Raw genomic sequence first — 16,269 nt, 5'->3', positions numbered from 1 at the left:
TTTTATGTTATGTAGTGCGGCTGGCTAATAAGGCTTTCCAAATTCTTGAAAGTTCGTTTGGAGATTCATCATCCATCCACTTGGCATAGACCTCGACCAGCATGGTGAAGTCTTTGTGGCCCATCTGTTTTGCGATGAACGCCAGGTTCCCACGTGCAGTCAGGCACCAGCATGCGTAAGTGTGTCGGGTTTGGTAGGGACGGCGAGGCCTGATTTGCGCTCGATGCTGTATGGCCGCCCACTTGGTATTCCAGGCTGTTGGAACGAACCACTTGTTGATCACTTTCTTGCGCGCCTGGGTGGCTGGAGAAAGCAACGGTGTTGCGTCTACGGTGCGGCTTTCGTGCCGGTTGTGGTAGATGTTGATCTTCTCCGGTTTGTCACCCCTGACCAAGTCCATTAACACCTTGCATGCCTCGATTGCCGGAGGCATCAGCATCACTGTACGGGGCTTCCCGGTCTTGGGCAGTTTGAATGTACCTCGTGCGGTGATGGCCCTGGTTATCCTTATTTGGCCCTGATCTAGATCTATGTCTTCTACAGCCAGGCCGCATAGCTCGCCGGGGCGTAGGCCGGTATACACAGCCAGAGTTACGGCGGCTGAGTCCTGACGATGAAGGCAGCCCTTCGTTATGAGCAAGCCGAACTCGGTTTGTGTCAGTGGGTCGGGCTCTCGATCTTGCATGGCAAAGCGAATGCACGCGGCCGCCAGCCCCTCTCGGCAGTATCCATTACTTTCGCACCAACCCAGGAAGCCGGCGAAGGTGGCGAGGTAATGGTTAGCGGTCGATGGTGCCCGCTCTGCGATCAGTAGGGTCCTGAGCAGTTGGATATCTTCAGGCAGCAATGTGCCGGCAAGGCGATCCTTGCCCACCAGGTGAGTGCATATATCAAGTGCATAACCGTACTTCTCTTCGGTTTCCGGAGTGATATCAACAGCCTTGAGCGGCTTATATCGCTCAAGGAGTGCACTGAGGCGTTCGTCTCTGGCGTTGCTGTAGTGGGTGGCGTGCTTCGAGTTTGGAAAGTGCCGGCCGTAATCAAAGTGGCCGGTTTTGATCTCATGAATAATTGCCGCCCTTAGAAGGGCGGCGTGTTTGATGTTGGCCTTGGTGATGGGCAAGCCCAAGGACTCACGGCAGCGTATCCGCCGCCACATGAACACGACGCGCAAATTGCCGCCGTGTATCTCAATGCCCTTGTGCTTTGCCAGTTCTGCCACTAGGCCGCTTCTTGGGGTGCGCTCTCGGCCCACTTGTCATACTCCGTCATGTTGATTGCGATACGGCCGTCAGGTGTCTTGCGCCAAATTCGGCCTTGGGCCCAGGTGCCGTTCTTTACCTTGTGGCGTATGGCGTCTTCGCTGTACCCGGTGAGTTCGGCAGCTCGGCAGATCATCACCCAGCGTGGCAGGCTCATAGCGCCTCCTGGGTCCGGGCCGCATCTACGGCCTCGTCGAGGGTTTCCTCGTTTAGGACTATGTTCTGTGGGGTTATGCCGGCGAAGACACCGCCATGGCTGATGGTTTCGAGGTCGCGGGAGCGTAGCCACTGATATCGCTCGGCGTCCTGGCGCAGCTCGTTGGCCAGGTGCCAGGGCGTCCAGTAGCCGTCGTCCATGGGAGTGGCCAAGGGCTGCTGCGGACCGTTCCAGCGGAGGCCATAACGTGGCAGCCCTTCGCCCTCTGGCGGGCGCGGCGGCGGTTCTGGGCGAAGTCCTTTAAGTCTCTCATTCTCCGCGATCAGGGCCTTCGCGCCCTGGGCCAGGGCCCGGTGATGCTCGTCAGCGCAGAACCGGCGATCAGTAAACGCGCGGACAATCAGTTCCTTCAGTTCGGTGTGGTCACATAGAGGTTTCTGGCTCATGCGGCCTCCTTGAGCTGCTCGGTTTGGCGCCAAGGGTCATTTGCGCGTGCGAGGGCAGCCATCGGCGGTGGGCTGACGCTGTTGCCGCACATGTGCACCTGTTGGGTCTTGGTGAACAGTTTGCCGTCGGCGCCGTGGCTGATGATGTAGTCGGCGGGGAAGCCCTGGGCCTTGTACAGCTCGGAGGGCTGCAGCATCCGCAGGCAGATATCGACTATCACATAGGGGGTGCCCTTGATGGTGACGGTTACCAGGCCAAGGCGGTCCCTGGTGGTAATCGTTGGGGCCGGCTCGTTTGCAGCGCTCACGTTCTCGGCGCCGTAGTAGCTGATCAGGAATGCGGCGACCCGCAGGGCGCCCTCTTCGTGCTCAGGCGATAGGGTGTACTCGACCAGGCCGTGATGGGTGCCGGCTGCGCTGACAGTGTGTAGCGGTTCGGCGCAATCCTTCGCGTCACAGTTGCCGCGCAGGTGCAGCAGGTTTGCCGTCACCAGCTGTTGCTGACTGCCGGTGTTTGTCACCGTGGTCATCGGGTCCTCGATGCTCTTGGCGTCCGTGGTGTTGAAGCCGCCATTCATCTGGGCCATGAACACCGTTGAGATACCCATGGCGTGTGCGGCGCCGGCCGGGCGCTGGTAGTTGCCGCCGCTGGTGATGGTCGGCAGCGGTTCATCCAGCGCTTTGCCGTCGTCCGAGAACCGGAACTTCACCAGGTGAGCGGCTGCAACTGAATGCCCGCCGCTGGCTGTCACCGTCCCCAGCGGGGCACCGGCAAACTTGCTGCCGTTGCCCCAGCGTTGAACACCGCCAGGCTTCCCTTCGCCATGCGCAGCAGTGACCATCACCGGACTGATCAACGTCAGCTCGCCGCGATTCGCGCAGGTCACAGTCGGCAGCGGGGCGGACGGGTCGTTGATGCGATCGCTGCCCTGGTGCGTTGCTGGCGCGATGATCGGGCTGGCGATGGCGAATGATCCGCCGCGGGGCCAGGACGTCACGGTCCGTAGCGGCTCATGGGCTGATTGCACGCTATCGCCGGACCAGTTCGCAATCGGCACGATGAACGGGTCAGCGGCATCGAGGACGAATTTCTTCATGCCCTTGGCGATTCGCCGCAGGGTGGCTGGTGCCAGAGGCTTGGGCCGGTCGAAGATGCTTTTGCTTGGGATCGTCCAGTCAATGCACTCGGCAGCAGTGCGCCACTTCTTCTGGCTTTTTGCTGGGTTCTTGGCATGGGTTGGCTCTGGCCACACGATGGGCTGGCCGTCGCAGCGGGCGATCATGAACAGGCGTTCCCGACTTGTCGGCGCACCGAAGTCGCACGCCTTGATCACGCGCCACTCGACGGCATAGCCAAGGCGTTGCAGCTCGGCGACGAACACGGCCCAGGTTTGCCCGCGCCGGGCTGGATCTGGCACCAGGAATTGGTGGTGGACCGGCACAACCTCACCAGGGGCAGCCACACTGCCACCGAGTTTCACTACCCGCCCAGTGGCTTTGTCACGCTTGGCAACGAGAGGGCCCCACTGCAGGATCTGCCTCACGTTCTCTAGGCTGATTACCCGGGGTTTCTTCTTGCCGGCCCATTTCAAACCGATCCACGAAAGGTTTCGGATCTCGCGCTTGCGTGGCTGGCCACCAGCGGCCTGACTGTGGTGTGTGCAGTCCGGCGACATGTGGAACCAGCCTACGGCCTTGCCGCCGCATTCGGTGTCCGGATCACCGTCGAACACGTCGGTGGTGTAGTGCACGGCGCCTGGGTGATTCACGGTGTGCATGCTGATCGCTGCAGGGCTGTGGTTCTTCGCGACGTTCACAGCGCGGCCCAGGCCCATCTCCAGGCCGGTTCCGGCACCCCCACCACCGCAGAAGAAATCAACGACGATCTCATCGTCTTGAGCGTTGAGCCCGAGGGAATATTGGGTCTTGAAGTTGAAAGGAGGCGCTTTCAGGGAGGTCATGCCGCGTCCTCCTGGCCCAGCTCGCGGGCTTCGCGCTGCTGGTGCAGCTCATAGGCTTCCCTCAGTGCTTCGCGTACATGCGGATAGCCCTCGGTGTCTGCCTCATGCGGGAAGGTGATGGTGCTGTTCTCAAGGCTGCCCCAGAGGTCACCGTGGGCGTTGAGCCATTCAATGAGCTGGGTGTCTAGCGATTCGCCGTTGTGCGCGGTAGCCGCGGTGACGGTGTGGAAGACTCGATAGGCCAGGGTGCGGGCTTGTGCGGCCAGGGCGTCTGCTTTGGCCTGGACGGGGGCGGTCCCTGGGATTGCCTTGTAGGTCGAGGCAGCAAGGCCGAGGGCCTGGGCGATGCTGATTAGGGTCTGGTGGTCTTCCAGGGTGAAGGGCTGCGCCTTGAGCTGGCGCTGGCGGGTGTTGTGGTCGGCGAGTTGCTTTTTCAGTTCCTCGCGGGCCTCGACAGTTCGGGCCAGATCGTTGTTCAGTGCATAGATCCGGTCGCGGTCGTCTGCTGTGGCGCGTGCCAAGGCGCGTAGGAACGCGCGGCGGATGAAGTAGGCCAGTACGGCCAGTCCAAGCAGTTGGCCTATGGCGATGATGATCAGGTGTTGAGTTTGCATGTGCTGTGATCCTCGTTAGAGCCCCGCCGCCGGATATGTATCGTGGTGAGAGGACGGCGGCGGGGTGTTGCAGGTGGTTACGCCAGCTTGAAGCTGCCGATGGTCAGCGTTGCGGCGGTGCCCACATCGGCCTGGACGACTTCCTTAAATTCCTGGGCCAGGTCTTCGCGCAGTTGTTCCTCGCCGATCCAGCGCAGCTTGAGCAGTGGCTTGTCGCCGCCGGTCAGTACCGCCACACGCAAGCGGATGGTTCTCGCAGTGAGCCCTTCGTAGGGCTCGACGGTGAAGCGGAATTCGGCGGGCAGCCCTTCGGACGACTTGGCCTCGATCTGGTCCATGGCGGAGCGCGATGCGCTCAGGTCGCCCACGACGTGCTCACTCTTGCGGGCCTGCTCGATGCTGATCGAGCGAATGGCGCTCGCTGCTTTGCGCAAGTCGATGGGGGAGTCGTCGGCGGCTAGGGAGGCCAGGTTAGGGGCCCAGTCTTCGATCCAGTCGCTCAGGTCTTTCTGCTGGAACGTCGTGCTGGCGGCGCGTTCCAGGGCCTGAAACCCGGCGGTCTTGCGCAGGTTCAGCGTTGCGGTGAAGTCGCCGTGACCGGGGGCTGTAATGTCACCCAGATTGAAGTACACGGTGCAGCGCATCTGTTCGGCGTCAACGAAACCGGCGGCTGCAGCTTCGGAGCTGTGGTGTTGCACGTAGTTGCCGAAGTCGTGCAGCGAGTGGGTGACCAGCTCACCGCGGAAGCGGCTGCGCAGAGGCTGGAACTTTTCGATGCTGTGTATCTTCTGGTCGGACGGCAGCACCAGGGTTGGGGTGTGCGTGTCCAGGCGCTTGGCGTGGGCCAGGATGGCGGTGTCTTGGAGCAGTTGAATTGCTTTGGCTTCCATTGGATCTGTTCCTTGTGGTGAGAGGTTTGGAGCAGGGTGGTTTAGGACTTGGCGTGAATCGGTGCGTCGTTCCGGTCGAACAACTGCCCAGGGCCTGGGGCCTCGGCGAACAGGGTCAGGCGCCCGCCTTCGTTGACATGCATCGGCGTGTCGAGGGTGGTGTCCTCGCTGCGGCTGCCGCGCTTGGTTGGCACCTTGTAGGCCAGCTTGTGGTTGACGGTTACCTGATGGCTGGATGCGATCTGGCTCAAGGTGAAGGTGATGGTCACGGTGCCGACCTTGCCGTGGTCGACCACGCCTGCTGCGACTTCTGAAAGCGCGTGGCCGATCTGGCTGGCGAAGACTCCGGCGTTGAGTTCGCCGATGAATTCGGCGGTGTCGGTTGGTTTCATGTGCTGTGTCTCACTGGATGTTCGCCCCTGGACGGCAGGGGCCACCGTTGTCAGGCCGCCGCTTTCTCCGCTTGGGCGTCGAGGTAGGCGGCCAGGTTGTGCAGATAAACCACGGGTTTGGCGCGTGCAGACCCGTGAAGGCGCGTCACGATCAGCTTCACCCGGCCCTTTTTGATTTCGCTGAGCAGATGCCGGTCAGTGCGGATGTGCGCGAAATACTGCTCCCGCACCGCTGCCAGGGTGGGGCAGGGCGTGGCGAACTGGCGCCTCAGTTGGTCGAGGGTGTCGCTCATGTGCTTGCCTCCCCGGCCCCCACTTCGGCGGGCTGCAGCTTGAGGCGGATCAGTTCCGCCAGCCCCTCTTTGCTGGCGCCTCGGGCGGCGGCGCAGATCAGGCCGCGCTCATCCGCCACGACGGCCCCGAAGGGCGTCTCGGGGACATTGGTCGGGGTGACGTAGGCAATCTGGCCGGGTTGGATCACGCTGCTGACGCACCGATAAACCTCCGCCAACTCGACCGCACAGGCGGGCATGCTCGCCAGGGCCAGCGTGGCCTCGTTGGCGGTGCCAATCAGGGTGGCCTTGCTCACAGTGCCGGGGCTGGTCAGGTAGATCGGGATCAGGGCCAGGGCGCCGAGGGCTTGGGTGTAGGCGTTGAAGTAGTTGGTCTTCATGCTGCGGCTTCCTTGTTCGCGATGGTGATGCCCAGTTTCTTGGCCAAGTACTGCACGCCGCTTTCGGTGACCATCACCACGGCGTAGTGCTTGTACTGCCCGGACTTGCCGATCTGCACAGAGCGCGGGTCGGAGTACAGGTGGCCCTGGTCGCGGTGGTGGCTGGCCAGGGTCCCGTCCTTTGCCAGCACACGCAGTTCCCGGAGCTTTGCGCGGAAGGCGCGGGGTTTGAGCCCCAGCAGCGCCGCTGTTTCGTCAAGGGTGCGGTTCATGGCCGTGTCCTCAGGCTGCGGTCTTGTCCAGGTTGCGGCGCCGGATGACCCGCACGCAGTCGTCGATCAGGCACCGCAAATGCTCTCGATCGCTGGTATTGCGAACGATCAGGTCTGGCTGCTTGACGTGGATGCCTGCCTCGCTGGCGTGTGGGTTCACTGCAGGAGCATCGGGGCGGCTTATGTGGAGGATCGTGCCGCCTCGCTGGCGGATGAATTCGGCTTCGTTCTCGAAGCGGACGTCGCTGACGACGAAGCCGACCACGCTCGACAGCGAGTTTTGTAGGTAGTTGAGGTTCTGCTCAGCGATCTTTACCCAGACGTCCGGGTGCACCAGCTGGCGGGCCCACTCGGTGCCCATCGACTGCATCAGTTCACGCGGGGACCGGCCAAGCCAGTCCAGGGGCTGCTCTTTGCGCTCGCCTTCGAAGTCGTCCGGGTCGAGGTTGAAGATCTCCATGAGCCCGGAGCGCAGCGGGTTGGCGAAGGCGTAGTGCTCCAGCAGGTGGTTGCGCACCAGGTGGTCAGCGGTAGTGGATTTACCCGAGCGAGCCGGGCCGGCAAGGCCGATCAGCAATGGTTTCATGCTGCGTCACCCCCGAACGGGCCGAGGTCTACCGGTTTGGCGGCGGCAGTGCGGCGGGTTGTGGCGATCACCAGCAGGCCGGTCTGGCGCTGGATCTTGTCGATGGCTTCGGGGCTGGTGCAGGCTGCTGGGTGGAGGTACACCGGGCAGCGGGCGAGTCTGTGCTGTGTAGTGGTTTGCATATCTCGTACTCTTGGTGAGAGGTGTACGAGGCAAAGTTAGCAACGGCTAACAGAATTAACAATAGCTGTGGCTATATTATTTTTACGTAATGCAAAAAAAACCGCTCTGAGAGCGGTTTCTTGTTTGCTGATCTTTGATCAGGCTTGAATCTGGCTCGGTGGCATGATGCCTCCGACATAGTGGATTTTTTCGATCTCCGTTCGTGGGATGGTGACCCTCCCATAGGTGTCGTTAACTGACATTAGGCTGACTTCTTCGTCATTCGAATACAGCAACTCCTTAATCATTTGCTCGCCGCTAGTCTTTGATACCAGCACGTATTCGCCAGGTACTAAGACGTGGCGGGGCTCGCACCACACAATCCAACCATTTCTGATGGCTGGTGCCAGCGCATCGCCCTTGATGCGCACTGAGTAAACACTTGGGTCCGAAGTAGGTACATCGATCCAGCCACCCGTTGGTGTCAGCTCATCCCACGATCCGTCCGGTTTCACTTGGGCTTGTCCTTGAATGGGCGCCCGCCGGAAACGTGTCGTTAAATTAGGACCTGGCTCAATGCCAAGCGCCATGCCGTCCTGGGCTGAGTGCGCGGGCATCAAGAGTGTTCCACCAGGCAGGCCAATCTTTTCTTCAAGATTTTTGGCTGCTTTATCACCCAATGGGCGATGACCATTCAAAAGCTGGGAGATGTAGGACGCGTCGAGGTTATAGCGGTCTGCAAACTCTTTGGTTTTCAGGTCGCCAATAAGCTTTCGCAGAGCGTCAATTCGTAGCTGGCTGATATTCATCCAAGCATCTTAATTTCGTTTAGCGTTTTGTAAATTGCGCGCAGCTATTGTTAATGCCGTTAGCGGCTGCTAGTCTTTTGCGAAACGGAGGTGCCTATGAGCTTGCATTCATACATAAAAGGTCTCGAGAAAGCAGAGTTGGATAGCTTGGCCAGTCGTTGCCAGACCACGGCGGGTCAGCTTAAGCAGGTCGCCTATCGCAATCGGCGAGCAAATGGTGGTCTTGCTGTGAACATAGAGCGAGAGACACAGGGCGCAGTCACCTGTGAGGAGCTTCGCCCGGATATTGATTGGGCGTACTTGCGCGGCTCAAGGGCTGCGGCATAAAGGGTGCTGGTCCGGGGCCTCTCACCACAAGAATCCCCCGGTCCAGCGGTGGCAGCACCAGCACATACATGCCGCCACTTGAAACACCGGCCTGGAACCTCTCACCAAAGAAACACCAGGCCGGCTGCAGCGACTTACACGAGGTACATGCAAGTCGCCGCATAGGCGTCGGTCCGGGGCCTCTCACCACAAGAATTCCCCGGATCGACTGGAACGATGAGCCGTGCTGCACAGCACGATTCGCACAGCACACCGGTCGTGGGTTGGATGATAGGGCGCGCCCTAACGTCTGGCTACACCGTAACAGGGGCATTTACGGTTATGAGTCGCACAGATCTGTTGCCGGACGCGGGTCCGGTCCTTTCTCTGCGTGAGGCACTTTATCGTGCCGGGCGCGACTATCACGGCGGAATCACCTCGCTGGCCCATGACATGGTCATGGAGTACGACGAGCTGCAGAAGAAGCTGAAATTCAATGAGGAACGCCGCTGGCTGACCCCTGATGACCTTGAAGAGGTCATCAGGCTCACTCAGTACCCGCTTTTGCTCGATGCGCTGATGCGTCCGGCAGGGGTGGTTTGGTACAAGCCAGTTCCGGTGCCTGCTACAGGTGATGCGCTTAAGGCCGTCGGCAAGTTGCTCGCGGAAACCGGTGAGTTCGTTTCGAGCATGCACGCCGGGGCAGCTGACAGCATCTGGGAGCCGCACGAAGTGGCGACCCTGGATAAACATGGCGTCGATGTGATCCGAGCTGTACTCGGGATCATGGCAGGTGCCCGCGCAGCTATGGAAGGGCACGACCATGGCTGATGACATCGACCGGGCAAATGATCAGGCACAGTATCTGTTGGACGTTGCCATCCACCGCAATCGAGTGTTTCCGTCGAACCGGGTCAGTGCCCAGTTCTGCGAGGACTGCGGCGAACCGATTCCGCTGCTCCGCCAGCAGGCGATTGAAGGGTGCGAAACCTGCATTCTTTGTCAGGGGTGGCGGGAGCGGAACGGATGATTGATCAGGCCAATGGAGCGCCCACCGCCGAGTGGGCGCGGCGCTACATCGAAGACTTCGGTCTGTCCCTGGTACCCATCGAGCCCGGAGAGAAAGGCCCCAAGGGCCTGGGGTGGAACAAGCCCGGCGGCTACTTCACAGACGCTGCCAAAGCCGATGCGTTCTGGCAGAAGAATCCTGCGCACAATCTCGGCGTAGTCCTGGGCCCAAGTCGGGCCTGCTCGCTCGATGTCGATGATGTGCAATGGACCCGCCACGTACTTTACGACCTGTTAGGCATCGACCTGGATGCAATGGCGCTGGTGTTTCCGACTGTGGTCGGTAACCCGGCGCGCTTCCGGGTGATGTTCCAGGTACCGGATGGCGTTGGGCTGACCCGACATTCGCTTTCGTGGCCGAATGAAAATGACCCGGACGGGTCGATCTACAAGCGATTGACGGCCCAGGCCAGGGCGGCCAAGGCATCCGGAGATTTGGCCGGGGAGGCCGCCGCGAAGGCCGAGGCGCAACTGTATCAGCGCTTCACGGTGCTGGAGCTGCGCGCCGGCCTGGTGCAGGACGTGTTGCCCCCGTCGATTCATCCCGGCACGGGTAAGCCTTATTTCTGGCGGAAAGCGCCCAATGCGGCCGAAGGGCTGCCGGTGCTGCCGGGTGAGCTGCTTTCGATCTGGAACAACTGGGACATCTTCAAGCGGGATGCCGAGGCGGCCTGCCCGTGGGCGCCGAAGCCTAAGAAGGACCCGGGCAAAGCGCTCAAGCGCCCGGCGCCCAAAGGCGACAAGCCCTCGGTGATTGATGAATTCAACCGCTGTCACGACGTCGAGGAGCTGCTGCGGGCCCACGGCTACATCAAGCGCGGCAGCAAGTGGCTGTACGCACAAAGCAGTACCGGCATGCCGGGCATCACGGTCAAGGATCATAAAGTGTACTCGCACCACGGCGCTGATCCGCTTGCCAACGGTCACCAGAATGATGCGTTTGAGGTCTATTGCCTGCTGGAACACAACGGCGACCAGTCTCGGGCGGTGAAAGAGGCGGCGCGCATGCTCGGCATGCAGCATTCGTCACGCCCAGATCCCCGGGACCTTCCCCCGCCCCCTTCTGATGACATGAGCGGGCCGAGCCAGGGTGGCGACATCGCAGCCAGCGAGGCCGCTCCGGCTCCTATGGGGGGCGCGGGGGAGGCGTTGACGGTCGATCAAGTGCTGCGGCGGTTTGCTCTGATCGAGGGCACCACGCATGTGTGGGACTGCGACCAAGCGCGGGCGATGAAGAAGTCGGCATTTGAAGCGCGAGTGAGCAAGCCTATCGCCAAGGAGTGGCTGGACAACACCGCGAAGCGGCTTATCTCCGCCGATCATGTCAGCGACATCGAGCAGGCGCGGCGCATGGCCGGTAAGAAGGGTGATGCCTTCGGCATGTCGCCGACTGACCGCTATGTGTACATCGACGGGACCAAGGATGTCTGGGACCGGGAGAAAAAACGGCGCATAGCCGAGGGCGCGGTAAAGATGGCCCTTGGCGATACCTATCCACTGTGGCTGAACAGCAGCGAGCGGCGCACGGTGGACGTTGAGCACATCGTGTTCGACCCGACCATGACCAAGGACCCGGCGGTGTACATCAACACCTTTGATGGCCTGCCGCTGGAGCCCGTCAGGGATGATGCCGCCTGTGCCAACTTGCGTTGGCTGATCTCGTTTCTGTGCAACCACGACGAAGCGGCGGCCCAGTGGCTGACACGCTGGTTGGCGTACCCGCTACAGCACCTGGGCGCCAAGATGGACACCGCCGTGTTGATGCATTCGATCATGGAAGGGTCGGGCAAAAGCCTGCTGTTCGCCGATGCCCTGGGCATGCTTTACGGACAGTACGCAGCGACCGTGGGGCAGACCCAGCTGGAAAGCAACTTCAACGCTTGGCAGAGCCGCAAGCTGTGGGCGGTGTTTGAAGAGGTGGTGAGCCGTGATCAGCGGTACAACCAGGTGGGCAAGATCAAGCACCTGATCACCGGCAAGACCGTCCGGATGGAATCCAAGTTCATCAACGGCTGGGAAGAAGCCAACCACATGAACGCGGTGTTCCTGAGCAACGAGATCTTGCCCTGGCCGATCAGCGAGAGCGACCGCCGGATGCTGGTCATGTGGCCCATGGAAACCCTGCCGGTGGAGCGGCAGAAGGCAATCGGGCGCGAGCTTGAGCAGGGCGGCGTTGCCGCGCTGTATGGCTGGCTTCTGTCGATTGACTTGGGCGACTTCAACCAACGCACGCGACCACCGTCAACTGAGGCCCGGGAGCGCCTGGTGGCCTTGAGTCGGGCCGGCTGGCAAACCTTCCTGCACCTATGGAAGTACAGCGAGCTGGGGCACGGCCTTTGGGGGCCGTGCCTGTCCACAGACCTCTATTCGCTGTTCCTTGAGTGGTGTCAGCGCAACAAGGAACATGTGATGAGCCAGACCAAGTTCTCGCTGTTCATCAGTTCCGAGGTGGATAAGACGCGGGCAATCCCCTGGACCGATGGCAACAACCGGCGGTTTGGTGCGTTCTTCTTTCCTGTCGATCCGAATGCTTCCCCACCCCCATCAATGAAAGCGGCCGAGCTGGGCAAGCAGGTGGAGAACTGGCGGGCCAAGGCGCGGTTGGCGGGCTGGAACGTGGACAACTGGGACCATGTAAAGGGGCCAGCAACATGACTGCGTCTGAATGTGTGTCGGGTGTGTTGGTTGTGTGTCGGGTCGATATTGCAAACCCAACACAGGTTTTGCCCTTCAATTTCGCGGGTTTGCGGGCTGTGTGTTGGGTGTGTTGGGTTTTGCTTCGCATGCGCGCATGCGTGACGTTCTTTGTTGGTGAACGTGGCGCTGGAATTCCTTCTCATGCGAGGACCGATAAACCCAACACACCCAACACACCTAACTCAAAGTTGATAAAGATATTGATTTTAAAGGGATTTATTTGTGTTGGGTTTGTGTTGGGTATGGCGTTTTTTGTGTCGGGTTCGATTTCCAGGGGGATGGCGCGATGATTGAGGAAATCGAAGAACTGATGAAGCATTGGGGCCACCAGTGCTGCCGGCTTGGTGAAGGCGGCGGGCTGGGCAGCCCAATGGCGACGATCATGGAGTGGGGTGGCAGCGCTCCCCGTGGCACGCCGGGGCCTCGCTTGCCTGGTGGTGGTGCCGGTATGGATCACATTGCCTGCGAAGTTGCAGCGGCGCTTGCACAACTTGAGCGCCAATCAGAGAAGGGCGCCCAGTTGGCCAAGCTGGCGTACAACCGTTACCTGCCGGAAAGGCCCCTGACTGTTCGCGCTCAGTTGGCGCTGCTGGGGCTATCTGAGGATGCTGATCGGACCTACCGAAACTGGGTTCATCGGCTGCATCAGCAGGTGCAGCTCATTCTCACCGTGCGCAGCGCTACGACACGCGGTATCACTCGCCGCAGTGGGCATGCTGAAACGGATCTGACCCGGGTTTCGACGGTGAAACGCCGGCAAGCCTGCTGACCGTTCGTCGGGGTGGTTTACCTCAAAGGTGAGCCAAAGTTGCGTCAAAGTTGCGTGGAGTTGAACAACCGAAAATGACCCCTTTTCGGTTTTTCCGGAGAGGGGTAAAAAGTCCCCACGATATGCAATTTGCGCCTTGGCGCTCACCGAGCACGTGCTGTGCACCCCGCCTTGGCGCAAGCCAGGACACTGAAAACCCTGCCTTCCCTGGCGGGGTTTTCTTTTTTCGGCGTCTGCCGCGCTCAATCATTCGAGGCACAACATGACTAATGAGCAACAAGCGCTGGCAGAGATGCCGATCTGGTTGGTGATCGTTCTTTCCCTGGTGGGCGGGGTTTCCGGGGAGATGTGGCGAGCAGACAAGGAAGGGGCGCGAGGTTGGGCCCTGGTGCGTCGTCTCGCGCTGCGGTCCGGTGCCTGCATCGTCTGCGGTATGGCAGCAATGATGCTTCTGATCGGCGCCGGTGTGTCGATTTGGACGGCGGGCGCCTTCGGCTGCCTGACGGCGATGGCCGGGGCGGATGTTGCAATTGGCCTGTACGAGCGGTGGGCGGCGAAGCGGATCGGCGTCTCGGAGCAGCCACCCAGCGGCGGGACGGCCTGAATGGTAGGGGCGAGGCCCTGGCGGGCTGGGCCGGATTTCCAGATTTTTGGGTCCTCCCCCGGGGCCGGCCCCTACACGGGTTAGCGAACTCGCGGTTTCCCTGCAGCTGAGATTGGTGCAGGGATGTCCGTCTTTTCAAGGACTTAGCAATGGGCAAGACAGTCAGCAAACTGGAACTCGCCGAGATCGTCGGTCGTGATGAACGCACCCTGAGTCGGTGGCAGAACGAAGGTATGCCGGTTATCGAGTTCGGGGTAGGGCGCGGCAACGAGAACCAGTACGACACCCAGGCGGTGATCGAGTGGCTGATGCGCCAAGCGGCCTTGAATGGCAAGAAGGAATCCACCCGTGACCGGCTCGACAGGATACGCGGCGACCGCGAGGAGCTGGCGCTGGCCAAGGACCTGGGCGAGGTCGTGATTGAAGCCGAGATCGTCCAGCGCTTCGAAGCGGTAATCACCGCTGCCAAGATCGAACTGCTCAACACCTTTCCTGATGAACTGGCGGCCACCTTGTCCGCTCGCTACGGCGTCGAGGTGGACGATCAACTGGTTCGTGAGCCCATCGAACTGATACTGAGGAGGTTGTCCGCCTATGAGGACGATGGCGATCTCGATGGGGATCTTGACCAGCCAGACGACGCGGAAGGCGCTGAAGAAAACGGCGATTAAGGGCATGCGCCGGGCCTGTCGCAAGTGGGCCCCGCCGCCACGCATGAGCGTTATCGAGTGGGCCGACCGGTTCCGTTGGCTGGCTCCGGAGGAGTCCGCAACCCCGGGTAAGTACCGCTTTGACAAGACGCCCCACCTGATCTGGCCAGGCGGCCCGCTTGAAGCGCTGGACGATCCGAACGTGGTCGAGATCGTCGGTCGCAAGTCGGCCCAGGTTGCCTGGACCTCGGGGGTGATGGGTAATGCCATCGGCAAGTGGATCGACCTAGACCCTTCGCCGATCCTGATCCTATTTCCCAAGGCCGAAGCCGCCAAGCAGTATGTGGCCGAGAAGCTGGAACCAATGATCGAGGCAACCCCACGGCTGCGAAAGAAGGTCGACCTGCGCAGCCGCAAGCTGCAGCAGCGCCAGGACTTCAAGCGCTTTCCCGGTGGTTTCCTGAAAATGGTCGGGTCCAACAGCCCGGCCAGCGTGAAGTCGACGCCGGTGCCTCGGGTGGCGGTGGAGGAGCCCGACGATTGCAACCTCAACTTGAGGGGGCAGGGGGACAGCATCAAGTTGGCCAAGGAGCGTTTGAAGACCTTCCGCCGCTCCAAGATCATCATCGGCGGCACCCCGACCATCAAGGGGCTGTCGGCAATCGATGCTGAGCTGGAGCTGTCGGACAAGCGTATCGGCCTGGTGCCGTGTCACGAATGCGGGCAGGCCCACGCCCTGAGCTTCGAACATCTGCACTGCGATGAAGATCCGCACTATTTCCATGAGGTCTATGGCAAGCGCCGCCCCGAAACGGCGTTCTATGTCTGCCCGCATTGCAGCGCCATCTGGGATGACCACCAGAAGAACGCGAACCTCAAGCACGGCCGCTGGGAAGCGACTACCGAGTTTCGCGGGATCGCGGGTTACATTATCAACGAGCTGTATGCCACTTTCCACGGCTCACGCTTCGAAGTCCTGATGGAGAAGAAGCTGCAGGCCGAGCATGCCGCCTCGAACGGCAACATTGGCCCTATGATCGCCTTCACCAACAGCTCGATGGGTGAAAGCTACGAGTACAAGGGCAACGCGCCCAAGACCGACGACCTGGAGAAGCGCGCCGAGCCCTACGCCGAACTGACCGCGCCCAGGGGCGTGCTACTGGTGACGGTGGGTGTGGACGTCCAGGGCGACCGCCTGGCCCTGGTGATCGTGGGCTGGGGCAGGGGGGAGGAGTCGTGGCGGTTGTACTGGGGTGAGCTTCCGGGCAACCCGATAGACCCGCATGACTCAGTTTGGTCCGAACTAGACAAGATCATTGCTACACCGATTCCGGTGGATGGCGGCGCCCAGATCGCGGTGTCGGCGGTGAGCCTCGACAGCTCGGACGGCAACACCAGTGATGCGGTGTACACCTACGTGCGGGACCGGCAGCGCTTCAACATCATGGCGATCAAGGGCGCGTCCATCGACAGCCGGGACCGGGAGATCTTCACCAAGCCGGCGCAGTCCGCAGACACCACCCAGGACAACACCAAGGCCGCCAAGTACGGGCTGCGGGTGTTCATCGTTGGCACGCACAAGGCCAAGACGCTGATCGATGGCCGGATGCGGCTCACCGGCAACGGGCCCGGCCGGATGCATTGGTACAGCGAGATCCGCGCGGACTATTACGAGCAGGTCACCAACGAGGTGCTGGCCCCACATCCCCGCCAGCCCAGCAAGATGGTCTGGCAGAAGAAGGCCGGCCGGCGCAACGAAGCGCTGGACTGTGAGGTGTACGCGCTGCACGCGGCCCGAAGCCTGAAGACGCACCTGCTGCGCGACAACGAATGGGACCAACTGGAGCAGCAGCTGCTCCAACCCACCCTCTTTACCACCGAGCAGGCGGTAGCCCCGGTTCCGCGCCGCGCAGTGAGCCGCGGCAGGGGCACCCGGAGCCGAGTCGGCTAA

General features: G+C 61.2%; 21 protein-coding genes. 8 read left to right on the top strand and 13 right to left on the bottom strand.

Annotation, left to right across the window (positions count from 1 at the left end; genetic code table 11):
- Positions 1-7: 7 nt before the first annotated feature.
- The 13 genes from M2395_RS15555 to M2395_RS15495 form a co-directional block, all read right to left on the bottom strand.
- Positions 8-1,255 carry a site-specific integrase gene (locus M2395_RS15555; RefSeq protein WP_123430129.1) on the bottom strand — a complete coding sequence of 416 codons (1,248 nt, stop codon included), beginning with the start codon at positions 1,253-1,255 and terminating at the stop codon, positions 8-10.
- Positions 1,222-1,419: an excisionase gene (locus M2395_RS15550; protein WP_123430130.1), complete on the bottom strand. Its 198-nt coding sequence runs from the start codon at positions 1,417-1,419 to the stop codon at positions 1,222-1,224. The genes M2395_RS15555 and M2395_RS15550 overlap by 34 nt, the downstream gene beginning before the upstream one ends.
- Positions 1,416-1,865 carry a hypothetical protein gene (locus M2395_RS15545; RefSeq protein WP_185057757.1) on the bottom strand — a complete coding sequence of 150 codons (450 nt, stop codon included), beginning with the start codon at positions 1,863-1,865 and terminating at the stop codon, positions 1,416-1,418. The genes M2395_RS15550 and M2395_RS15545 overlap by 4 nt, the downstream gene beginning before the upstream one ends.
- Entirely contained in the window at positions 1,862-3,826 is a 1,965-nt protein-coding gene (locus M2395_RS15540) for a DNA cytosine methyltransferase (protein WP_123430131.1), read from the bottom strand. Before M2395_RS15540 ends, M2395_RS15545 begins: the two co-directional genes overlap by 4 nt.
- The gene (locus tag M2395_RS15535; RefSeq protein WP_123430132.1) at positions 3,823-4,440 is read right to left on the bottom strand and encodes a hypothetical protein; all 618 of its coding nucleotides are present in this window, start codon (positions 4,438-4,440) and stop codon (positions 3,823-3,825) included. Before M2395_RS15535 ends, M2395_RS15540 begins: the two co-directional genes overlap by 4 nt.
- A gap of 77 nt (positions 4,441-4,517) precedes the next feature.
- Positions 4,518-5,330, bottom strand: a complete 813-nt coding sequence (locus M2395_RS15530) for a DUF2303 family protein (RefSeq protein WP_123430133.1) — start codon at positions 5,328-5,330, stop codon at positions 4,518-4,520.
- A 41-nt stretch (positions 5,331-5,371) separates the two neighbouring features.
- Complete coding sequence (locus M2395_RS15525; RefSeq protein WP_123430134.1) at positions 5,372-5,722, bottom strand: hypothetical protein; 351 nt, start codon at positions 5,720-5,722, stop codon at positions 5,372-5,374.
- Positions 5,723-5,772: 50 nt separating this feature from the next.
- Complete coding sequence (locus tag M2395_RS15520; protein ID WP_058434352.1) at positions 5,773-6,015, bottom strand: pyocin activator PrtN family protein; 243 nt, start codon at positions 6,013-6,015, stop codon at positions 5,773-5,775.
- A complete protein-coding gene (locus M2395_RS15515; RefSeq protein ID WP_123430135.1) occupies positions 6,012-6,395 on the bottom strand; it encodes a hypothetical protein in 384 nt (127 codons plus the stop codon). The genes M2395_RS15520 and M2395_RS15515 overlap by 4 nt, the downstream gene beginning before the upstream one ends.
- Positions 6,392-6,667, bottom strand: coding sequence for a phage antirepressor KilAC domain-containing protein (locus tag M2395_RS15510; RefSeq protein ID WP_058434354.1), 276 nt, complete (start codon positions 6,665-6,667; stop codon positions 6,392-6,394). Before M2395_RS15510 ends, M2395_RS15515 begins: the two co-directional genes overlap by 4 nt.
- Positions 6,668-6,677: 10 nt before the next feature.
- A complete protein-coding gene (locus M2395_RS15505; protein ID WP_148071247.1) occupies positions 6,678-7,253 on the bottom strand; it encodes a deoxynucleotide monophosphate kinase in 576 nt (191 codons plus the stop codon).
- Positions 7,250-7,435 carry a hypothetical protein gene (locus M2395_RS15500; protein WP_123430137.1) on the bottom strand — a complete coding sequence of 62 codons (186 nt, stop codon included), beginning with the start codon at positions 7,433-7,435 and terminating at the stop codon, positions 7,250-7,252. Before M2395_RS15500 ends, M2395_RS15505 begins: the two co-directional genes overlap by 4 nt.
- Positions 7,436-7,573: 138 nt before the next feature.
- On the bottom strand, positions 7,574-8,224 hold the full coding sequence (locus M2395_RS15495; protein ID WP_123430138.1) for a helix-turn-helix transcriptional regulator: 651 nt from the start codon (positions 8,222-8,224) through the stop codon (positions 7,574-7,576).
- 96 nt (positions 8,225-8,320) lie between these two features.
- On the opposite strand from M2395_RS15495, the gene M2395_RS15490 reads away from it, so the two are divergent.
- The 8 genes from M2395_RS15490 to M2395_RS15455 all read left to right on the top strand — a co-directional run bounded on the left by M2395_RS15490 (position 8,321) and on the right by M2395_RS15455 (position 16,269).
- A complete protein-coding gene (locus tag M2395_RS15490) occupies positions 8,321-8,551 on the top strand; it encodes a YdaS family helix-turn-helix protein (RefSeq protein WP_077934323.1) in 231 nt (76 codons plus the stop codon).
- 321 nt (positions 8,552-8,872) lie between these two features.
- Positions 8,873-9,361: a phage regulatory CII family protein gene (locus M2395_RS15485; protein ID WP_123430415.1), complete on the top strand. Its 489-nt coding sequence runs from the start codon at positions 8,873-8,875 to the stop codon at positions 9,359-9,361.
- Positions 9,354-9,560, top strand: coding sequence for a TraR/DksA C4-type zinc finger protein (locus M2395_RS15480; protein ID WP_123430139.1), 207 nt, complete (start codon positions 9,354-9,356; stop codon positions 9,558-9,560). The genes M2395_RS15485 and M2395_RS15480 overlap by 8 nt, the downstream gene beginning before the upstream one ends.
- The gene (locus M2395_RS15475; protein ID WP_123430140.1) at positions 9,557-12,253 is read left to right on the top strand and encodes a bifunctional DNA primase/polymerase; all 2,697 of its coding nucleotides are present in this window, start codon (positions 9,557-9,559) and stop codon (positions 12,251-12,253) included. The genes M2395_RS15480 and M2395_RS15475 overlap by 4 nt, the downstream gene beginning before the upstream one ends.
- Positions 12,254-12,581: 328 nt before the next feature.
- Positions 12,582-13,064, top strand: coding sequence for a hypothetical protein (locus M2395_RS15470; protein WP_123430141.1), 483 nt, complete (start codon positions 12,582-12,584; stop codon positions 13,062-13,064).
- Between the two features lie 262 nt (positions 13,065-13,326).
- Positions 13,327-13,668 carry a phage holin family protein gene (locus M2395_RS15465; RefSeq protein WP_123430142.1) on the top strand — a complete coding sequence of 114 codons (342 nt, stop codon included), beginning with the start codon at positions 13,327-13,329 and terminating at the stop codon, positions 13,666-13,668.
- A 149-nt stretch (positions 13,669-13,817) separates the two neighbouring features.
- On the top strand, positions 13,818-14,339 hold the full coding sequence (locus M2395_RS15460) for a terminase small subunit (RefSeq protein WP_123430143.1): 522 nt from the start codon (positions 13,818-13,820) through the stop codon (positions 14,337-14,339).
- Positions 14,340-14,382: 43 nt separating this feature from the next.
- A complete protein-coding gene (locus M2395_RS15455) occupies positions 14,383-16,269 on the top strand; it encodes a phage terminase large subunit family protein (protein WP_185057758.1) in 1,887 nt (628 codons plus the stop codon).

This window comes from Pseudomonas sp. BIGb0176, assembly GCF_024810175.1.
In the GTDB taxonomy this organism is placed as follows: domain Bacteria; phylum Pseudomonadota; class Gammaproteobacteria; order Pseudomonadales; family Pseudomonadaceae; genus Aquipseudomonas; species Aquipseudomonas protegens.
This window is presented reverse-complemented; position numbering and strand designations above follow the sequence as displayed.